The sequence below is a fragment of the Paenibacillus sp. JT22N12 genome (assembly GCF_056269365.1).
The window spans coordinates 1-20,545 of sequence record NZ_JBWDNU010000029.1 but is presented as its reverse complement, the minus strand read 5'-3'; the positions used below and the strand labels follow the sequence as shown (position 1 = coordinate 20,545).

Below are 20,545 nucleotides of genomic sequence, written 5' to 3'. Positions count from 1 at the left end.
TAACGAAGAACGGATTCAATTAAAATTAAACAAACTGACGCCGGTAGAGTACCGACGCCAGCTCATAGCCTAGGGCTTTTTTCATTGTCTACAAATTTGGGGCTTGACCACGAGAACGAGATGTGGGTGTTTTTCTGCTTTCTGCAGATCATCACAAAATAAGAGATTTACACAAAAGTACAAAAAAAGACACTGCCAAATTGGGAGGGGCCAATTGGATTGTCCTAACTTAATATATGAAAAAAATTGATCTTTGATCTAGACCGACGAACTGTCATTAAGCAATATAGCTTAATAAAAACGAACAGCCGCTTCACCTGCGAGCTGTCTATTTTGCAATCAAGTATATTTTTGTCCATTATTCAAGTAAGTTCTTGTCGCTACACACAGAACGACTGGTTCAGTGGTTTCTGCTCTGATTCAATAACTATCGTGGTTATTCGATTGAGGAAGCAAGGGAGATTGTTTAAAAGAAGCATAGAGAAGATATATAAGTTCTAACCAAGTAGACTCCTCCCATACGGAGGGCTTTTTACTGAATATGCAGATCCAGCAACGAAAATGGCGACGCTGCCTACTTGCGCTCATAGCTTATACTGTAGCTGATAAAGGTCAGCAATGACGCAGCGATCGCAACGATCCCTCCGACCCAGGAAACATCGATGAGTTCCTTGTTCGTCGTGACAAATCCCCCCAGAGTCGATCCAAACGCGATTCCGACGTTTATGGATACAGGAGCCAACGATGCAGACAAATCTTTCGCAGACGGAAAATGTTTTTCTGCTAAATCAATAAAATACAATTGTATGGTGGAGTTCATTGCATAACCAACAAGGGCAATGAATGATATACTAATCAATGCCACGACAATTGAATTTGAGGAAACATAAAGCGACATGAGGATGGCCGCTTGTATAAGAAACACATACCGGAGCTTTCCAATTCCGTTGCGGATCGCTATTTTCCCGCCAATTAACGTGCTGAAGACGGAAACAACACCGTAAAGTAAAAATACAAGACTAATATACCGGTCAGGCACGAAGAGCACTTCTTGCAGCAGAGGAGTCAGATAAGTATATACGGTATATGTCGCTCCAATACTTAATGCAGGTATAAAGAATGCGATGACAATCCGCGGATTGGTTAATAAACCGATTTGTTTTTGCAATGAACCCTGCGTTCCCTTCAGCCCTTTGGGGATTGTCACCGAGCTTGTAATTAGAGAAACGATTCCCAATACTGCGGTATACCAAAAGGCTATATTCCATCCGCCCCATTGTCCGATATAGGTGCCAAGAGGCACCCCAATTACGCTTGCTGTTGTAAAACCCGCAAAGATAATCGAAATAACCGGCCCCCTCTTATCGGCAGGAACCGTTTCACTTGCAACCGTCATTGCGAGTGCGATCAATACTCCGGTAACAATGGCAGTGATCACTCTGGAAGCAACAAGCAGTACATACGACTCAGATAAAGCGGTTATGATATTGGCTGCAATAAATACCCCAATAAAGGCAAGCATCAACGGATACTTGGAAAATCGGCTGAAAATAGCCGTTATGATTGGCGTACTTACTGCAAAGGATATGGCAAAGACTGATACAAGGGCTCCTGCTGTTGAAATGGTGATATTCATGTCAGTTGACACTTCAGAGAGCAGCCCGACAATAACAAATTCACTCGTTCCCAAGACGAAAGTTAATAAAAATAAATTGAAGACCAGTAGCTTGTGTTGTTTCGTCAACGATGAATCTCCTCTCCATATAATCTTCATTCAAGCTCTTTCTACAGCGATCTGGACCTCGGCAACGTGAAATTCCGGATCGCTTGATTTTTCATGGGGAAGACAGATTTCGCGTCGCGGCTCGTTCTCCTTAATACGATATCCGTTCCGTTCAATCCACAATGCCAATTTCGTGCTTGCAGTACAAGGGTTAGTCGTCCGACAAAGATGTATAAGCGTCGCCATCATCGGAACTTCCGGCAATCGTTTTACCGTAAAGGGAGGACGGCTCAGCATATCGAGAGTCAGCGGACGAGCCACTTCTATGTCGATCTCGTTCTCATATTCTTCGCAGCCGTGCCAAAGTACAATTTGTGGCGAAGAGGACTGAAATGAATTTCCTAATTGAGTATCCAACTGTTGGAAAAGCATAGGAATTTGACTAAGCGAAGATTTATGGCGGTAAGACAGCACAAGTCTAGGTTCAACTTCCTTCAGAATGACATCGTGCGAATTCAGGTTTTCCCCTTCAATCTCGATGAAACACAGTCGTTCCTTGATTTGAGCAAGTCTGGCCTGTTCCTTATCCACAATGGACTGAATCTCGTTTTGCTTTAGTTGAAACATTCCCCTGATTTGTTCGAGCGAGATTTGTTCTCCTATCATCTGGCGAATTTGATCCAGTGAGAAGCCCAATTCTTTATAGGCCAGAATACGATTGAGTTGAAACATTTGGTCAGCTGTGTAATACCGATACCCTGTATATTTGTCGGTGTGATCCGGCTTGAACAAGTTCAACTGGTCGTAGTAACGAAGTGTCTTAACGGACACCTGGCTGATTTTTGAAAACTCGCTGATTTTAAACATCGATACATCTCCTTAGTATCCTCCCCTGGTCTTTGCCAAGTATACCTTTCCAGTTAAGGGGAGAGTCAAGCTATAGAAATATGCGGTTTGAGTTTAGAAGACCATATGAAGCCAATTTTGTACTTAAATCGCCTTAGTCAGATCTCCTTTCGAAGAAGGGCGTTATGAAATTAACTTGACTTAATAATTGAGCCAACGGATACAATAGTACTTATTTTTTCTCCTCCCGTGTCTCAGACTATGGGAGCATTATAATACCTTAGCTAGTTTTTTAACTATCGGAGTGAGCATAACATGTGTTATGCCTTTAAAATTTTCTTGGTTTAAACAGATTTTGTGAAAGTATTGTGTCCTAAAGGAGGCTGTTAAATGCAACAAAATGTTAATCGAAGGCTTGGGACTCATCAGCATGGAAGAACGGGCAGCAAGCGTAAATGGTACGATTATCGTCAAGGCTTCAGTGTCACTACAATAATTTCCTCACGGATAAGATGAGTTTAAACAGGAAGATTCTCAGGGGTTAAGGATGAACTTGTGCACTGTCACAGGGGCATCCTTTTTTATTACAATTACATTATCCTAAAGACGAAACGGGAGTGTTACGAATGAACGTACATGAAATTAAGCAGCTTACGAAGAAATTTGGTGATCTTATTGCCGTGGACAATATCACGATGTCCGAAAAGAAGGCGAGATATTCGGATTTCTGGGTGCGAATGGAGCAGGTAAGAGTACGGCTATTAACATGATTGTCTCTCTGCTCCGGGTCACAAAGGGTGAAATCGAAGTTCTTGGCAAGGTATTGCTAAACACGGTAAGTTTGCGAAGATGAACATCGGGATTGTGCCGCAGGAAATGGCTATTTATGAGAATATGACAGCTTACGAAAACGTTCATTTTTTTGCCGGATTTTACGGACTCAGAGGGGCGGAGTTAAAGGAGCGGGTGATTGAAACACTAGCATTCGTGGGTCTTGGCGACAAGCACAAAAAGCTATCCCAAAAACTTCTCAGGCGGCATGAAGCAAGATTGAACATAGCCTGTGCAATCGCACATCGGCCAAAGCTGCTCATAATGGATGAGCCAACGGTAGGGATTATAGCCGTCTATAAGTTTGGCAGGAATAATGAAACTCGAAGCTCGCTTGGATTCCTACATGGGTAAACAAAAATTCCCATAAAAATAAATTGGTGATCAAAACATGAATAGAAAAAAACCAAATGGTTTATCTTTTTACCTTTTGTTCTCCCAACCATTTACTTGTTTTTCATGCCATTTCAGACAGCTTGGTTAGAATTTTTCCTAGATCTGAAAAAGCTGTGCATGACTTTCTCCTTTTGATACGTCCAATTCAATGACAGGGTTCATTCCACCACTCCTTATCTTATTTTCAATGGCAACCCTAACCTTCTTGTCGTCCACAGTATCGTTTGATATTCGGGATCTTTGTCCCAACCAGCCTAATCATGGTTTAATAAGTAGGGGATGAACGGAATAGCTCTCGGGATCCAAGTCCCACGGGTACGAACGTTCGATCACCGGCTACCGCTATCTTACGACCACATAAAAATGAGGTCCACCAGAAAGATCTGGTGACCTCAATAATACGAGCGGGTTCGATAGCATAATTCAGACCAGAATGAGGCAGCCGGCCAAAATGATCGGCAGTCGATACCTGCAACAGTTAGATCCGATAAATGATGGAGAAGGCACAAGTTCGGTCGCCAATTTTAACGAGCTTTTAGCATTGAACCTTGTCACAGCATTCTTTAATGCAGATGTGTGTGTCACTCAAAGATCATTTTTTTTACTACTTATTTGAATGCCCAGTTCAGGTCGTGGTTCTCAACATATGATAAAATAAAATCCGTAAAAATGGCGCAATTATGGATCATCAATTTGTTGAGAACGAGGATATTGCCTTGATTAAATGAACGAGCACATGAACCTGACAGAAGTAAACATGAACAATTAACCAATATATAGGAGAAAAATAAAGGAAATAGTAAATAAATTTCTGGACAATGAAATCATCCCGTCAAAAGGCGTGGGTCATTATGAAAAACCACATGCTCCTAATCTATGTTTAAAACGTAATAACCAGATCGTGATCATTGATTATGGGGGATTTAAATGAACAAAAATAAGAGATCAACTATTAAAAAAAAGAAAAAAATCATCGGAATAGGCTCGAGAAGAATTGTATATGATCTCGGCAAAAGTTACGTCTTAAAAGTTGCTAAATCAAAATATGGAATTAAAAGCAATAAGAAGGAAGTAATGACTTTTTATTCATCCCCAACTTCAATAAGAAAAAAGCTTGGCATAATTACTGGTTATGCAAATAAATATCATTGGGTAACCATGAAAAAATATAAAAGGCGATTCTCTCGCCTCAAAAAATATAAACGGAAACTTTATAAACTTAAAAGGTTCTTTCGAAAGAACGGCATTATTCCATATGAAATTCTAAGACGGAATGGTAAGCCTAATTATGAAAACCTGCGCTTAAAGAAAAATGGAGAAATAATCGTAATTGATTACGGGAATTTTAGATTTCGCAGAAAAATATAGCAGCTCTGCCCCCAGTTTTGGACATGACCCGTCCATTTGCGAACAACGTCCATGGTGGAGAGATAGAGCATCTTGAGAATAAAAAACTATCTTGACTTCTTGTAGCATAGCATCATAAAAGGTCCAGAATTTTTAATATCAGTAAATCGAACAAATTAATTAAATTATGACCAACCCAGTTCCTTTTTCAAGGAGTTGAACGTTAGCCCAACATCAACAGGGTTTACAAAATGTATATTTATGATATTAAGAACATTGTCCAGTCTGCGTAAACGGGGCTGTTGACAAAGTGAGGCTAGGGGAGCATTTCCCCTAGCCTCACTTCATTTTTTGCATATTTCGCTCATCATTTACTGTGACTTTCGGCGTTGTATCGTCTTTCGAGTACCTGTCTTACTGAAGCAGTTAGAACGCAATGGACATTGGTTACAATCTTTGCTTTGTGAGGCGTACACCTTACTGTCATGTCGACAGACCTTGCTTGCCTTTGAATAGGAATATTAAATAAACCCATCGAATATGAAGGACGAACGAAATGCCTCGGACCGAGAAACAGAGCGGAATTAGTGGAAATACCCAAGCAATTTATTTTTTATTACATATTCTATTTACAATATTTTTACTTAGCGGGATAACCATGATTGCTTATCGATACTAAGGAGAGAAACTTATGATGGACAAAAAGAAAAAATTGATCGGTTCGGGTCGCAAGCGAAATGTTTATGATCTGGGTAATGGTTATGTTCTAAAAGTTGCAAAATCAAAAGCTGGCTTACGAAGTAATAAGACTGAATTTTTACTTTATCACTCAAAACGAGCAGGTCATTTAAGAAAGCACCTAGGTAAAGTCACAAAGTATGGGCATCGCTGGTTAATTATGAGGAAATACGTAAAACCCTTTTGCAATTCAAGTAAATATCGAATAAAATACCGAAAATTAAAAAGGAAATTTAGGCAGAACGGAATTTATCCACTTGATATGTATTCCATGACTCATAAAGGACCGAGTTTAACCAATTTAAGGTTGAGTTATAAAGGTGAAATTATCGTGATTGATTACGGAAATTTCAAATTTACGTCAAGGCATTAGAACTGTCTGTGATAACATCATGCCAAGGGAGTTGTTAATGAATAAATTAAAGCATCTTAATGGGAAAAAATGATCGGCTTAGGTTCTAGACGTGTAGTATATGATATAGGAAATGGAAAAGTTCTGAAATTAGCAAGGTCACAGAGGGCAACAAATAACTACCTGCACAAAGACCAAAGATATCGTTATTCTGTTGCAAATAAACTCCCTTTAGTAAAGCACTTTGCGGCTCTTTTGTTTTATAAACGCGTATTCGCTGCTGAAGTAATTAAGCCATTACGTAATACTGAAGCAAGTAAAGCTATATGAAGAGAAAATTGTTCCCATCAATTTGTGTTTTAGGTTTCAAAAAGAAATAGGGGAGCATCCCATAGGATGCTCCTGAATAGGTCTAGCGTTATTAACGATGATGTCTCTTGTGTTTTTTGCAAATTACAATTGCTTTTTGTCCAGGTTTGAGCACGACTTTAATTACTTTAGGGTGCCAGGTCTTTTTACACATGAGCTACACCTCCTCGTCTGCACGAGATAATCCAATATATGAGAAATAACAATCATTGCTTGGACAAACTGGCATATTTACGCAAACAGGCTGCAACGTATGTTTTGAGATTAGAATAAAAAAGGTTTGTCGGATTACAAGAACTTGGAGCAAGCTGGCCGTTTTTTTGAAAATGAGAAACATAAAACGGCTGGCAATCAAGAATTTGAAAGTCAACCAGATGGATGTGTATAGGGTGAGGATCATCATCGATTATATTAATGAATCGCCATATTTCAACGTATTAACCACGATTTTTTCGGATATTCGGTCAATCCACGTTTTACCATCCAATAAGTTCAATGAACAATTATATTGATCATAAGCACTCAATCTCTTGATTTATAACACCAACTCAGCGAACAAGTCTTACACTTCTCAACATCATAAAAAACACTAGGGAGGGGCTAAGGACACGTCGATTCACTTCCACCATTCTCTATCGGCAAAGTTCAGGAGGCTGACCGAAATAAAATCCTCGTTCGTCCTCGTTGTTGACCCTATCGTAGACGGGATGGTCATGACCGTCGCCTCATAATCGACTATGCTTCTCCACTGGCATCTCCATCCATGGTGGACTAGGAAACGGTCATATTTGTGCTTTTGGAATGGGTCTAAATGTCGTGCCGATTGAAAGGTCATCTAAATATATTATATAGGACCAAGATTCGTAGGGTGTGGATGGATACGGCTAGCTGTATGAAGTGTACAAAATCCAAAATGCTAGTCTTCTCGGAAAGCTTCTTGATATTATGATGCGCGAACCGCTGCCGAGCTACGCAGGCGCACTTTTGTAGCGATAGTCGGCATCATTGCGGAGGAGGCAAGGATGCTTGGTATTCCGGTGGTAGTCCAGGATATCCCCCTTGTTAAAGCAAGGTGGCCGCGCTCAAGCATATGCCCGTTTGCGAGGATCTACCCTATGAAGCGCTCAAAACCAACGTGATCGGCACACAAAACGTCATTGAAGCGGCGATTGCCAACAAGTTGATGAACGCAGTCGGGATTGAAGTGAAATTCATTGAAACCGGCATTCGCCCGGGAGAGAAAATTCACGAAAATTTGCTGACAGACTACGAAAGCACAACGACGATTACGTATGAAAAATTCCGGGACTCAAGGAACATTACAGCCAATATGAGCCCGTCAAATTCAGCAGCTTCAGCTCCAGTCAATCGTTGCCCGGCATGACCGCCTCGGTCACGCCAAGCCTGAATGATTGTATTTCCTACTCTATGAGTGTGTCCACGGAAATGCTCCGCTATTTTGGCGGCAGCGGCAGGGGGTGGAGGATACAACCTAAGCAAGCAGACCGGCTTAGCCGGCCTTTAAAACGGAAGGAACACCAGACTATCGGCCTGATGGCCTTTCCAGGATCATAGACGAGCCAATAGCTGCCCCGGTACAGGCAATCATCCGTTTTAAGCAGTAGAAGGGGCGCATAAGCTGTCTGTAAAATAATCGAAGCACGCGAGAGGAGGAGTTTTTTCCTTTGTCAAGTCCGTTGGTATCGATCATCATCCCTTTTTACAATGACCCTTATGTCTCTTACGCGATTCAAAGCGCGCTGGAGCAGACCTATCCCCATAAAGAAATCGTCATCGTAAGTGACGGAGCCACACAGCACAAGGAACAATTGATTCCCTATCTGCAGCTTCCCGGAGTTTATCTCTGCGAAAAAGGCAACGGAGGTACGGCAAGCGCTCTGAATGCGGGCATCCGGATCGCAGCAGGGGACTATATCGCCTGGCTGAGCTCGGATGACCGGTTCTATCCCCACAAGTTGGAGAAGCAGCTGGAGTACATGCTCCTAAAGAACGGTGAGATTTCATTTAGCGATTACGACGTCATCGACGGCAGCGGCTCGGTCGTCAGCCAGAACGTAACCCCCAAATATCCGGATGTAATTGCGTTCTACAAGGCATTCGAGCATTATTGTCCGATCAACGGCTGCACGGTGGTAGCCCGAAAAAAACTGCTTACAGACCTTGGCCTATTCAATGAGGCGCTGCCCTATACTCATGATTATGACTTATGGTTCCGGGCAGTCCTGAGCGGGGCCGACTTCCATTACGTGAACGAGCCGCTCATCCAATACCGGGTCCATGAAGCCATGGGCTCGATGTGCCATCTTTCCCTCATCCAGCTCGAGGCGGAGGCTACGAAGCAGCGGTGGTGGCCGCAGCTCAGCGCCTTCATCGAAAGGCTGGGAGAGTCTTGATACGCGGCACCCAAGAAAGGGAGTGGTCCAAATCGCGATCGAGGTAAGCATCATCATGCCGACCCATAACCGCTATCCTCTCAATCTGTTGACTCTCTATTCCCTTGAAGCGCAAAGATACGACCTGTCTAAGGTCGAGGTCATCATGGTCGATGATGCCTCGTCCGACGGCACTCCTTCCATTGCGACAAGCCAATCCTTTTCGTTCCAATTCCGGTATTTCCGGGTGGCAGAAAATATCGGCCGGCCCAGAGCCCGCAATTTTGGCATCGATAATTCCCGTGGCACACATCTGATTTTTCTGGACGCTGAAGTTATCGTCCCCCCCGATTTCATCGATTCCCATATGAGTATCCACCGCCAGCAAAGCGGTCTCATTGGGGGCGGATTGTATGCCATAAGGAAAACGTATACCCGGATGGATCCTCTTTTTTCGCCTGCGCAGCGGTTGGAAGCCGAAGAACTGCTTCGGCAGCAGCCGGCGTTGTATGAAAAATGGATGGCGACGTGGCATCTGGAGGATCCTCCTGCTCTCATCGGACGGGATGAAATCCTGCAGGGCCGCTATCGGGACTTATCACTCGAAAACCCGCACAGCAAGTATTTTATCGATCAAGTTCTGAGCCTTTACGGAGACTGGTTATCAGGGTTCAATCTGCCATGGGTCATGGCTGGAACCGGGAATCTCTCGGTCGAACGGAGAGCCTTCGAGATGCATGGAATGTTCGAGGAATACGAAGGCTGGGGAGCCGATGATATTGAGATGGGCTTTCGTCTGTTCACGAACGGATACCGGTTCGTCCATCTGAGCTCGATGCCTACCTACCATCAGGAGCATCCGATCCAAACCTCTATCGGGGAGGAGGGCAAGCATAATTTCTATCTGTTCCAGCAAAAGTACCGGACCGTCGGCCTGCTGGCCGTCCTACTCGTCTTTCAGTACGGCATGTCCTACAGCGAAGCCAGCCGTGTCCTGGACGATGTTTATGCCATCAGCCTTCATGAGCATCCCTACCGGTTCCTGCATCTGATCAACGCCTTTCGGGCCATGCTCGAATCCGCGGGACGCCTGACCCGCTATGGTCTGCCTGTACACAATCTCGGCTCTCAATGCGGCTTCCTCATTCCAAGCCCAGAGGAGGATCTGTTCTATGCGGAGAAAAGGTCTCTGGAGGAATCGGGGAAATATCCTCATCTCAATCAGGCTCTCAACCTGCTGCTATCGTACTGAGCGAAACGGGAAGCAAAAGGCCATTCTCGAAATATCTTCACGGGAATGGCCTTTTCTGTCAGCGTCGCCAATCAGGCAGTGATCACGATGGTTCGGAGGCTGAATACCATGGCAGAGATAAGTGGTAAAATCGTTGGTATTGGCTGTGCTCAAAGTTTTTATTCCTCTTGTTATGAAGAACCACACGGAGAAATCGGAGAAATTAACGAACTCTATGTAGAAGAAAATGATGGGAACACACTTTCTGATGTAATTGATATGACAGAACAAAATAAAGAGGAACATAGTAAGAAAATTGAAGTGTATCTTACTGACTCAGACAAAGGTGCGTTTGTCGTTGAGGATTTTACTTCCAAACAAACCAATTGCAAATGCCCAAGAAGTTTCTTTGAAGCTGGAACCCTAATTCGGTAAGGGATTTAAATATTCACCGCCAGATGTAATTTTTTGGCGGTGAAATTCATAATTTGTTTACTTCCAGTTAACCAAAATCTGTTTATTCAAAGCAAGCAATAATGATAAGTTGGATAAGAGGAACGGGAGTAATTATTTTTTCGGAAAAATTTAAACCGTTCCAAAAACGAAAAAGACTTAGGTAGGAGGTCTGACCATGCGCTTCGCAACAATGGCAAGCTTGTTTAGAGAACGAAGAGAAGAAGACGGGCAATCGGATATGAGGAGTCCATCCAAGCAAGAATGCCGGTTACTCCGTACTGGACCTCAACATGTGCGCGATGATTCACAATAAAACCGAACTGAACGGTCCGGATTGGGAAGTCGCGCTTTACCGAATTAAAGAAGCAGCTGAGAAGGTCGATGTGGAATTTTGCCAGTCGCATCCGCCCTTGTCCGGCATACCGTTATTAATCTTATCTCGTAAATGAAATCGCCCTTGTACCCAATTTCGTTCCATAGCGGCATAATGGATTTCCAGTCGATATTCCCGAGGAAAGGAAGTAAATGATCATCATCCTTAACTGAAATGGGCTTGGATGAGCATAGCATGGAAGCCAACCTCCTCTTATCAGGTCGGACAATATTTACTGTCGCTGGCGAATCGCTGCTCCTAAGCGCAATAAGGAGTGAAGCCAATTCAATTGTTTGAAACATGATTGAGTATTCGCAGTGAAGAAATTTTGTGATCTAAACAGAAAACAAATAGGAGTGGAGATCGAATCTTGTATAACAAGTTGATACGCAGAAGCTAACATTTGGCTTAATTTTTCGAGTTAATCTAATATAGAGGAGAGTATTAGTATGATAACAAAATTGAGAATGAAAATTGCAGTGTTTGTACTATTTTGCATGGGTTTGCTTATGTTAAATGTAACATCATTTGCAGCTGCTCCTACTGAAGCTGGCGTTTATTTCATCAACCTTGGCGAAAAAGGAAATGCTACCCTCATAAAAACAATTAGCGGTACTACGGCAAGCTATGGGTTGGTTGACACAGGTACGAGCGGAGATTACACAACTTATGTACAGCCATACTTAACCTCGGTACTTGGATCGACCAAATTGTCTTTTATAGCCTTCTCGCATATGCATGCGGATCATGCAGGCGGTGCCGAAGCTGCAATCGCTAGTTTTGCAGATGCAAACACTACACTTTACATAAAGGACGTAGCAGATCCCGCTTCAACTTTTTCCGGTGAATCTAGTATTGGCACTAGAGCGAATACGATTATAGCTGCAGCAAAAGCAAAAAGCATGGCTATCGGTAAAATAAAGCCTTATGAAGCCTTCGACAATGATGTTGGATCCTTATCGGAGCTTAGAGGTTTATCCGCTAATAAATTCAAGGCGAAAATTGAGAGGTTTACTAAAAATGCACAAGGCAGTTATGTATCCGTTGGCATATATGATACGATTACATTTGGTAAATTTACAATGACATGGTTTAATGGTAACAACTGGAATCACGAGTCTATAATAGAACAATTGTCAAATAAATGGGATGAAAACTTGAACGCAGCAACTTTGTTGTTAAAGTGCACAACAAGTACTGGAACAAATTTCAGAACATACTTGGGCGCTGACGTAGGTGAGAATAGTAATCAAAATTATTCTTACGAAGTAGGGAAAAAAATACAAGAAGTCGTAGGAAATATAAGCGTTTATCAGGTTGCGCATCATGGTTTTTATTTTAGTCTCATGCCGGATTCAATCGCTGGCACCATCAATCCTAAGTATGCGATTGTTACTAACAGCTATAATGACATAGTGAATTCTTATTATGATAACCATAATATAACGAACCCGACTTCTGCAGATTTGACAGACGCTACCAGCACGCTGAAGGAAACTTTGAATAGTACAGTTCTGCAGAAAATGTACTTTTTAAGTGGAAAAGGCGGCGGAACTGATAATAGGATCATTGATGACCTGAAAGCAAATAATTATGCACTGCTTAACTGGACCGGATCAACAATCAAATCTGGAAATGTAAATGTTGAATTTGGCGGTACGGATCTCATAATAACACAACCGTAGAATCTCCAGTTATTGACTACCTGGAATAAATGCTTTTGAATGACTGTTTAATTAACGGGAGTCGTCGCTAAACTCCCTCGGTACGATTATGTTTTCTCACGAATGCTCGCTTATTCGCAGGATTTCACCCTTGTTAGACATGTATGAAGGACGCTCGGGTGACCACTTCATAGACCTGGACAACATGGAGGCGTAAGGAAATAGAGGGGGAGACTATTCCTCCCATGTTCTTCCATATCCTGCACGTATTCTCCACGCCGTCCCTGGAGGCTTTCACTCCCATGTCTCAACGGGTCGATGCCCTCTCATTCCTTCGTTACGCCTGTCCAAGGGGTGGAGGCCGGTCTTGCTAACGGTACGGGTCGGTGCCCTTTGGTTTAACGCATCCGGTACGCCGTGCTTTCTTTGAAACCCCGCGAATAAGCCAAAATTCGTGCAACGTAACGATAATCAGTATCGATTAAGCGGCTTGCTGGATCGGCATCGTTTTAGGAGGGTTGTAGGCCTCGCCGCTGCGAGCCATTCCAACTAATATTCTCGCTAATTTGCCGCATAACTTCATAATGGACCTCATCTTCTTCATCTTCTTTACCTGTACATTGTAGGCATGCATCGCTTTAAATTCCGGATTGTTCGCAACTAAACTCATGGTCATCATGAAGATGAAACGTCGGAGGCGAGATCGTCCACGTTTACTAATTTTCATCTGTCCCGTCCATTTGCCTGAGCTTGCTTCTGCGAGGTTAAGGCCAGCATGCCGCAGTAGGGCATTACCATGAACAAATCCGCTCAAATCTCCTGCCTCGCCTAGAATACCAGCCAGTGAAATGGCGCTGATCCCTTTGACAGCAAGCATAAATTTCGCAAATGGAATGCGTTCTAAAACGGCAACAATCTCCGTCTCTACCGTTTCTAGCTGCAGGCAAGCAAGATCGTACTCATCGAGAAGCTGCTTCAAGTGAAGCTTGTAGGCATGCAAGGCCTGCTTAGAACCCACAGAACGGCTAGCAAGAGCGATAAGGGTTCGGGCTTTTCGCTCACCAGCATGCCGTTTCATGAGTGATTTCCAACCTTGTATGACATCTTGGGGCTGTAAGGTACACAGGTCATCGGTCGTTGGAAAAAGACGAAGTGTGGCCAATGAACCGGTGCACATGATGTTCGTGAAGACTTGCCGCAGCTCAGGGAAAACCACGTCGACCCAGCGATGAATTTGGTTCTTCGCACTCACGAGTCTCTTCACGACAAAGTCGCGATTGGAGAGAAAGACACGGAGTTCTTCAAAGGCTGCTGGTGTTGTACGAGTGAAGGAGTAGTATCCGTTTTTGACCATGTCGGTCCTGCGAATGAGTGAGTATATGTGAGATAAACCCTTAAAACCGAGGGACGGGTACTATAGCTCAATAAACCAGTCCTTAAAGTGGAAGTCCTTGATATTCAAGGACTTTTTACAATTGGAAGCATAAGTTTGCCGCGGTAATTTGGAAGCATAAGCTTTCCTAACCGGCAAACTTATGGGTTAAGTGACACGATGTATCTACATCCTCAGATTGTTTTGGGACCTCTCGCGGATAATGATGCGGGAGCAGTTATTCAACAATTTCATGATGAAAATCGTAGCCTTAAGGATGAAGCCGATCTTGATTGGTTCTGGAAACAAATTATCCAAACTAAAGCTGGGGATCGTTTAAACGGCTTGGAACTTGGCGATCAACTTGCTTTCTTCGATCCTATTCTTCAATTCAAAGCTATTAGGTTTTTTTTTGCCTTCAGCGATCAAACCCCCAAGTAACGCAATTCATCCATTAATCCGTGGTTGAGGCTTGCTCTAAGTATTGCCCACCCCAATTGCACAGCGTAATCATAATTGGACCAAGATGCTGTCCGATCTCTGTTAGAGAGTATTCCACTTTAGGCGGTACCTGATTATACATTTTCCGAATAATAATACCGTCGCTCTCCAATTCCCTCAAAGTTTGAACCAGCATTTTTTGGGTTACGTTGGTTAGCAGCCGTTTCAGCTCCCCTGTTCGCTTAGGCCCTTCTATTAAATGGTAGATGACAAAGCCTTTCCACTTACCGCCTATCACCTCCATAGCAGCTTCAAATTGTTTGGTGTATGTGCTCATTGTGAAAAATCCTCTCTCAGTCCAATTATCACCGTTTGGTGACTATATAACTTAATAGTGCCTACTTACTTAACTGAAACTTTTATCCCATAATAACAGTTAAGACGGAATTTGAACCAGCAGTTATTCTGCCCTTACAAATCCAAAATATAGGAGTGAAGAAAATGAATAAGCTTCAAGGGAAAATAGCGGTTATAACAGGAGGTACCACTGGTATCGGTCTGGCAGCAGCAGAGGAGTTTGTTAAGGAAGGGGCATATGTCTTTATTACCGGCCGCCGCCAGAGCGAGCTCGATAATGCCGTGAAGCAGATCGGGAAAAATGTTACCGGCATTCAGGGGGATGTTTCCAGCCTCGCCGATCTGGATCGCTTATACGAATCCGTGCAGCAGCAGCAGGGGCATATAGATATTCTCTTCGTGAATGCCGGTCTGGGTGATTGGGCGCCGCTCGGGTCGATCACGGAGGAGCATTTTGATAAGACTTTTGATGTTAATGTCAAGGGTGCGTTGTTTACCGTACAGAAGTCTTTGCCTCTGCTCCGGGACAACGCATCCGTCATTCTCACCGGTTCAACAACGGGCTCGCTGGGCACACCTGCATTCAGCGTTTACAGCGCGACGAAGGCTGCTCTCCGGAATTTTGCAAGAAGCTGGATCCTTGATTTGAAGGATCGCCATATCCGTGTCAATGTAATGAGTCCCGGAGCGACCGAGACACCTGGATTTATGGGACTGGCTGAAACCGAAGAGCAGGCTCAACAATTCAAAGCTGCCGTAGCTTCCGAAATCCCGCGGGGACGGGTGGGCACGCCTTCCGAGATTGCCAGGGTTGTTGTATTCCTGGCCTCCGACGACAGCAGCTATGTCAATGGAATCGAACTCTTCGTCGATGGCGGAGTGGCGCAAATTTAAATAAACATCCAGAAAAAGGAAAAGGGCGACTTTGCCTTTTTCTGTGCTTCGCAGGCCGTTGAAGCATGAGTTGGAAGAACAAATGGTGTTGTCGATTTGATCCATCCAAGCCAGACTGCAGTATTAGCCTGGAGGTTAGGGACCAATGGTTTGCCAATTACGGTCCTATCGATGAAAATGTCTTTTAAACACGGTTTTTCCAACCACAAATTCGTTCGAATGACAAATTGAAGGCGCTTGCTGCCACCAAGTTGCTTATCACGTACTTCGACAGCCCTAAGGAATTATCCAGAAGCTTCTCGACAGCCCTAAGGAATTATCCAGAAGCTTCTCGACAGCCCTAAGGAATTATCCAGAAGCTTCGCGACGATTATAATGATCTCGAGCTTTTTGCAATGCCGGCCGACAAAGCGGCCATGTTTAATGCCATCGACGTACTCAAAGAGCTAGTCGACCAGATCACGGATACCAACGATAACGACGGTGTGGCGAAAGTATTGGAACGGATTTCGTAATTGGAACCACGATATGATCTTAAGCTCCCTCAGAGAATAAGGATTTTCTCGCGAATGCTCGCTCATTCGCAGAATTTCACATACAGGTTTAAATAGGAGATTAAAGAATTACATGAGAGGGGTTAAGCAGTTCCGTTTGAGGGCATGCGGGAATAGAAGGTGTTGGTCTATTTACAACATCTCCCATGTAAAGATTTACTGCACGCCTCTCTCCACAAGGTCCTTGGGATCAACGTTAACGGAACGGGTCTAAGCCCTAAAGCGTAAAAATCTCGGTACTCCGTGCTTTCTTTGTGAAATTCTGCAAATGAGCTAATCCGCTTGTCTGGGCTGCGAGTTTAGTTGTTTAAGCTGCTACTGGCGGTTGAGCTTTATTCGCGGAGAAAGTTTGTCCTTCTCGCGCCATAGCTACAAGCGTTCGAGCCAATTTCCCAATCAACTTCATCATGGACTGCATTTTCGTCATTCGTTTTCCTTCAATATTGTGTGCATGTAGGGCTTGGAATGCACGATTATGAGATAAGAGGTGAAAGACCGAGAAGTAAAAATGCTTACGCAGCAATGAGTTTCCTCGTTTGGTTAGCTTAATGTGCCCTTTATACTTGCCAGAGCTACGTTCCGCTAAGTTTAATCCAGCCTTTCGCAATAACTGATTCCCGTGAGACAACTTACGTAAGTCCCCGCCAAATGCGAGTATGGCAGCCGCTGCAGGAACGGAAACGCCGACAGATCGAACGAGATCAGAACAGGGGATTTCGGGCAATAGCTTTTCAATCATCTCGTCCGCTTCATCAATGATGTGGCAGATTCGTTCATATTCATCCATGAGGTGCGGCAGTTCCCATTTGTCTTCTTCAAGGGCAGTAGTGTCTCCGACGCTATGTCTAGCGAGTGCTTGGAGTTCAAGCGCCTTGTTCCTGCCACGCATGCCGCCAGGTCTAGCCATGTACACTCCCCAGAGTTGTACCATTTGTTCCAGAGTTAACTGCACGACGTCAGATGGGCTGGAAAACGATGCAAAGTGGCTAATGAACGAGGACTAAAAATATCTTTGAACTCTTGCCTGTATTCTGGAAAACGAATTGTTCTTAATCCGTCCGGATTTAACAACCCAATGCTCTCTGTTTGTAACCATAACCCGCATGCGGTGGAAGGCTTCTTCTTTGGGAGAGAAGGGCGTGTAGAACCCGCGACTCACCGCATCAGCAATGACCAAAGCGTCCTTTGGATCATTCTTAGAGGGGGAGTTGTCTCTGTTTTCCTTATTGCGTTTGGTCGTCATTGGATTGACAAGGACAACAGAAACACCTTGTTTAACCAACCAATTGGCGATATTGAACCAGTAGTGACCGGTACTCTCCATTCCCATAACGACGTCATTCAAGTTGTGCATGTTCTGAAATTTACGAATACTGCTAATAAAATGCTCAAAGCCCGCATGATCATTCGAAAACATAATTGGGCGATTGGTGAGGACAATACCTCGAAAGTTAATCGCTTGAGCAGCATGTTTCTCCTTGGCAATGTCGATTCCAATGACAAGAGTGGAAGGGGGAATACGTTCTACACGTTGATTTTGAGCTTTTATTAGTCTAGACTTCATGATAACGCCTCCTAAGGTGAGTTCTGAGGGCTGCAACCCAGTACATACTCATCCTAGCGGGGCGTTCGTTTTTCTGCAAAACGCATCTACTAACACCTACAGGAATGTTAACGGGTACGATAGCGAGGAGTTTGCCGCGCGGCAACTCCTCTTTCGTTTATTGAAGTAACGGGAAGGTTATTCCAATATGTGGTATAGTGTTTGCGAATTGAAAAAAGTGGGGTTAGAGGAGGATTCGTAGCGGTGAACAAAGACGATATTGTAACTAAACAAATAACAGAGTTAGATAAATTGGAATCAATAAAATCATTACAATCGACAATCAGTAAACTCGAGAATGCCTTGTCCCAGATGACTCAAAATGGAACCAATACTACCCTAGTAAAGAAACGACTCAAAGCTGTTTATATCGGCTTAGCCACGCTAGAAAACGTTTGGAATCAAAAACCCCATCATTACACCCAGGAAGAGTTAGCAGAAGCCCGCAATGTTATTACTGGTTTATTTCCATCAATTGAAAACAGTTATGTTAAGTCAAAGGCTGGTAGTCCCCAAAGAACGCTTTTAGAAAGAAGAATTAAAGCGTTGGAACAAGCTGTTCAAGCGATTGATGACCTTTCGGCTAAATAACTCATAATGTGAACGAAGCGTTAGGAGCAACCTTAGTTCACCTTACTGAACAAAAACTAACTGCAGCCCTTTTTTAAAATATGGTCTTGGAGTGTCCACTCTAGTATTAGAATGAGAAGCAGCTCGTCCAGAGACCTGCTTCTTATTTTTGTTATGCTTGGACGCAGATAATCGTTTAAGAGTGTACGGCAACAGCGCGGAATCTCTCTGGCAGTAATATAATTGAGCAGAACGACCGAAGCCGGAAAGGGGAGCATCATGAGCGTCATTCGATTAGAGAACGTGACGAAGAAATACGAGAAAACGCTGATTTTCCGCGATATCTATTTTCGCTTGAGCGAGCGGGAGCGTATCGCCCTCATCGGCGCAACGGCGCCGGAAAATCGACGGTACTCAAGCGCACAATACTAAAAAATGGGCATAGCCTTCCTGCGAGCTGCAGGAGAACATCGATTTGTCTCAGGAAGAGTGTGCTATTTGAGAATGAAAAAGATAATGTTATGGTCAGGTATTTTGGTAAAATTCACCTATTATGAGGCGTTAACCATTTCAGCTGTTTAGCGTTAACCTCCCCTTATAACTCAAATTACCAACGAATTAATAAATAGAATGCGAGCAGGTGCTGCGGTGCCGGATTGCGATTATGGCCAATCGCCCTGATCTGGAACCGCGCCGAATCGCGATGTAGGGCTTGGTACGCAGCGTGCTTGATGCCTGCTGGAGATTGAAGACCGAGGAACGGATTGACATAGAGGTATCCAAATAACGGAGCGCTTTGCCAAATGTCTGGAGTATAATGCTGAGACGGGTGTATGGTTCGCGGATTACAAAATTCGGTTTGCAGCGGTAAAATAATATTTCGATCAGTTATGAGCAGCGAACGAAGAAATTCCTTATAGACCGGGTACCTTTGCTAAAGGGCGGTCTATTTTTCATTTGTCATAGCCAGCTCTAGCCTCGTTCATTTATAAATAAGCAAGAAATCTTATCTTTTGTTAAGCTTTTTTTAAAAGCCTCTTAATGAATCAGGGTTATCTTGAAGTAGAAGCATTCGATTCTCATAACCTATCACAATCATTCGGGAGGCTCATATACGATGAGACAAACAAACCACGCACCTCAGATTCAAAAAAGCAGTTATTCAGGTGCAAGACGTACTTCCTACCAGGCAAGCAGAGCTGAGGTCTACGAAGGTCATTTGGTGCTGGTGAATCTCGCAAATCCCGTTAGACAAACGATTCCGCCAGGTAAGCTGACGTCGTTAAGCTCAAACCCGGCCATACACGAACTGCATGAAGGCATGCTTTTGGAACATACATGTTTACGGCATTTCAATAATCTGCTTGAGGCTTGTCAAGGGATAGATGCTATTGTCGCTGTGAGCGGATATCGTACCAAGGAGGAGCAGGAGCGTATCTATGAATCCTCACTCAACGAGAATGGTGCGGCATATACGGCTCGTTACGTGGCATTGCCCGATCGAAGTGAGCATCAAACAGGACTCGCCGTCGATGTTGGATGGATGAACGGGAACGTGGATTTCATTGCACCGTCATTCCCTGATAGCGGCATCTATATGACATTCAAGCAGCTTGCTGCCCAATATGGATTTATTCAGCGGTATAAGGAAGGGAAAGAATCGATTACTCATATTTCTTGCGAGCCTTGGCATTTTCGCTATGTCGGCTATCCCCATGCCCAAATCATGGAGCAAAACAATCTATGCTTAGAGGAGTATATCGATTTCATCCAAGGCTGCCCATATGCTGGCAGCCATTTGTCCTTTGAAAATGAGGCGCTATCGGTTGAGATTTACTACGTGCAGGCAGAAGAGGGACCTTCAACAAACGTTCCTATTGCGCGGTGCGATTATTACTCCTTGTCGGGAAATAACAGGGATGGTTTCATCGTGACGGCATTCGCCGGTATAGGATAACATATCCATGCTGTCTAAACGGAATGAAAGCGGGCTGGACCTATTGAAATTTCTGGCCGCCCTGCTCGTCATTGCTAA

General features: G+C 43.8%; 22 protein-coding genes and 2 pseudogenes. 17 read left to right on the top strand and 7 right to left on the bottom strand.

The annotated features are described in order from the left end of the window. Positions 1-574: 574 nt before the first annotated feature. Both AC0YOA_RS37640 and AC0YOA_RS37635 read right to left on the bottom strand, forming a co-directional pair. Positions 575-1,744, bottom strand: a complete 1,170-nt coding sequence (locus AC0YOA_RS37640) for an MFS transporter (RefSeq protein ID WP_475790882.1) — start codon at positions 1,742-1,744, stop codon at positions 575-577. Positions 1,745-1,774: 30 nt separating this feature from the next. Continuing rightward, positions 1,775-2,590: a MerR family transcriptional regulator gene (locus AC0YOA_RS37635; protein WP_475790881.1), complete on the bottom strand. Its 816-nt coding sequence runs from the start codon at positions 2,588-2,590 to the stop codon at positions 1,775-1,777. Between the two features lie 605 nt (positions 2,591-3,195). Here AC0YOA_RS37635 and AC0YOA_RS37630 point away from each other — a divergent pair. From AC0YOA_RS37630 to AC0YOA_RS37610, 5 genes are all read left to right on the top strand, one after another. Next, the gene (locus tag AC0YOA_RS37630) at positions 3,196-3,339 is read left to right on the top strand and encodes a hypothetical protein (protein ID WP_475790880.1); all 144 of its coding nucleotides are present in this window, start codon (positions 3,196-3,198) and stop codon (positions 3,337-3,339) included. Further along, entirely contained in the window at positions 3,285-3,422 is a 138-nt protein-coding gene (locus AC0YOA_RS37625) for an ATP-binding cassette domain-containing protein (RefSeq protein WP_475790886.1), read from the top strand. The genes AC0YOA_RS37630 and AC0YOA_RS37625 overlap by 55 nt, the downstream gene beginning before the upstream one ends. Next, on the top strand, positions 3,419-3,754 hold the full coding sequence (locus tag AC0YOA_RS37620) for an ATP-binding cassette domain-containing protein (RefSeq protein ID WP_475790879.1): 336 nt from the start codon (positions 3,419-3,421) through the stop codon (positions 3,752-3,754). The genes AC0YOA_RS37625 and AC0YOA_RS37620 overlap by 4 nt, the downstream gene beginning before the upstream one ends. Before the next feature lie 969 nt (positions 3,755-4,723). Next, positions 4,724-5,164, top strand: coding sequence for a hypothetical protein (locus AC0YOA_RS37615; protein ID WP_475772657.1), 441 nt, complete (start codon positions 4,724-4,726; stop codon positions 5,162-5,164). Positions 5,165-5,834: 670 nt separating this feature from the next. Then, entirely contained in the window at positions 5,835-6,254 is a 420-nt protein-coding gene (locus AC0YOA_RS37610; protein ID WP_475790878.1) for a hypothetical protein, read from the top strand. 554 nt (positions 6,255-6,808) lie between these two features. Here the strand turns inward: AC0YOA_RS37610 and AC0YOA_RS37605 are convergent. Continuing rightward, positions 6,809-7,009, bottom strand: coding sequence for a hypothetical protein (locus AC0YOA_RS37605; protein WP_475790885.1), 201 nt, complete (start codon positions 7,007-7,009; stop codon positions 6,809-6,811). 665 nt (positions 7,010-7,674) lie between these two features. On the opposite strand from AC0YOA_RS37605, the pseudogene AC0YOA_RS37600 reads away from it, so the two are divergent. From AC0YOA_RS37600 to AC0YOA_RS37575, 6 genes and pseudogenes are all read left to right on the top strand, one after another. Next, positions 7,675-7,803: pseudogene (locus tag AC0YOA_RS37600) on the top strand (polysaccharide biosynthesis protein); the annotation flags it as partial. Further along, complete coding sequence (locus AC0YOA_RS37595; protein ID WP_475790884.1) at positions 7,786-7,986, top strand: polysaccharide biosynthesis protein; 201 nt, start codon at positions 7,786-7,788, stop codon at positions 7,984-7,986. The pseudogene AC0YOA_RS37600 and the gene AC0YOA_RS37595, both read left to right, overlap by 18 nt. 301 nt (positions 7,987-8,287) lie before the next feature. Next, the gene (locus tag AC0YOA_RS37590; RefSeq protein ID WP_475790877.1) at positions 8,288-9,016 is read left to right on the top strand and encodes a glycosyltransferase; all 729 of its coding nucleotides are present in this window, start codon (positions 8,288-8,290) and stop codon (positions 9,014-9,016) included. A 55-nt stretch (positions 9,017-9,071) separates the two neighbouring features. Continuing rightward, entirely contained in the window at positions 9,072-10,247 is a 1,176-nt protein-coding gene (locus AC0YOA_RS37585) for a glycosyltransferase (protein WP_475790876.1), read from the top strand. A 108-nt stretch (positions 10,248-10,355) separates the two neighbouring features. Further along, positions 10,356-10,661 carry a hypothetical protein gene (locus tag AC0YOA_RS37580; RefSeq protein ID WP_475790875.1) on the top strand — a complete coding sequence of 102 codons (306 nt, stop codon included), beginning with the start codon at positions 10,356-10,358 and terminating at the stop codon, positions 10,659-10,661. Between the two features lie 843 nt (positions 10,662-11,504). Further along, a complete protein-coding gene (locus AC0YOA_RS37575) occupies positions 11,505-12,740 on the top strand; it encodes an MBL fold metallo-hydrolase (RefSeq protein WP_475790874.1) in 1,236 nt (411 codons plus the stop codon). 460 nt (positions 12,741-13,200) lie between these two features. Here AC0YOA_RS37575 and AC0YOA_RS37570 read toward each other — a convergent pair. After that, positions 13,201-14,076: pseudogene (locus AC0YOA_RS37570) on the bottom strand (transposase); the annotation flags it as partial. Between the two features lie 195 nt (positions 14,077-14,271). Here AC0YOA_RS37570 and AC0YOA_RS37565 point away from each other — a divergent pair. Continuing rightward, positions 14,272-14,532 (top strand): hypothetical protein, encoded by a 261-nt coding sequence (locus AC0YOA_RS37565; protein ID WP_475790873.1) that lies wholly within the window; start codon positions 14,272-14,274, stop codon positions 14,530-14,532. 13 nt (positions 14,533-14,545) lie between these two features. On the opposite strand, the gene AC0YOA_RS37560 is transcribed toward AC0YOA_RS37565, so the two are convergent. Continuing rightward, a complete protein-coding gene (locus AC0YOA_RS37560; RefSeq protein ID WP_475790872.1) occupies positions 14,546-14,869 on the bottom strand; it encodes a winged helix-turn-helix transcriptional regulator in 324 nt (107 codons plus the stop codon). Positions 14,870-15,033: 164 nt separating this feature from the next. Here AC0YOA_RS37560 and AC0YOA_RS37555 point away from each other — a divergent pair, with 164 nt between their 5' ends. Continuing rightward, positions 15,034-15,783, top strand: a complete 750-nt coding sequence (locus AC0YOA_RS37555; protein WP_475790871.1) for an SDR family oxidoreductase — start codon at positions 15,034-15,036, stop codon at positions 15,781-15,783. A gap of 347 nt (positions 15,784-16,130) precedes the next feature. After that, positions 16,131-16,298, top strand: coding sequence for an HAD family hydrolase (locus tag AC0YOA_RS37550; protein WP_475790883.1), 168 nt, complete (start codon positions 16,131-16,133; stop codon positions 16,296-16,298). A 346-nt stretch (positions 16,299-16,644) separates the two neighbouring features. On the opposite strand, the gene AC0YOA_RS37545 is transcribed toward AC0YOA_RS37550, so the two are convergent. Both AC0YOA_RS37545 and AC0YOA_RS37540 read right to left on the bottom strand, forming a co-directional pair. Beyond that, positions 16,645-17,244 (bottom strand): transposase, encoded by a 600-nt coding sequence (locus tag AC0YOA_RS37545; protein WP_475790870.1) that lies wholly within the window; start codon positions 17,242-17,244, stop codon positions 16,645-16,647. A gap of 93 nt (positions 17,245-17,337) precedes the next feature. Beyond that, positions 17,338-17,901: an IS110 family transposase gene (locus AC0YOA_RS37540; RefSeq protein WP_475790869.1), complete on the bottom strand. Its 564-nt coding sequence runs from the start codon at positions 17,899-17,901 to the stop codon at positions 17,338-17,340. Positions 17,902-18,144: 243 nt separating this feature from the next. On the opposite strand from AC0YOA_RS37540, the gene AC0YOA_RS37535 reads away from it, so the two are divergent. The 3 genes from AC0YOA_RS37535 to AC0YOA_RS37525 all read left to right on the top strand — a co-directional run bounded on the left by AC0YOA_RS37535 (position 18,145) and on the right by AC0YOA_RS37525 (position 20,467). Further along, complete coding sequence (locus tag AC0YOA_RS37535) at positions 18,145-18,531, top strand: hypothetical protein (RefSeq protein WP_475790868.1); 387 nt, start codon at positions 18,145-18,147, stop codon at positions 18,529-18,531. A 258-nt stretch (positions 18,532-18,789) separates the two neighbouring features. Next, positions 18,790-18,942 carry a hypothetical protein gene (locus AC0YOA_RS37530; protein WP_475790867.1) on the top strand — a complete coding sequence of 51 codons (153 nt, stop codon included), beginning with the start codon at positions 18,790-18,792 and terminating at the stop codon, positions 18,940-18,942. Between the two features lie 685 nt (positions 18,943-19,627). After that, complete coding sequence (locus AC0YOA_RS37525; RefSeq protein WP_475790866.1) at positions 19,628-20,467, top strand: D-alanyl-D-alanine carboxypeptidase family protein; 840 nt, start codon at positions 19,628-19,630, stop codon at positions 20,465-20,467. Positions 20,468-20,545 lie beyond the last annotated feature (78 nt).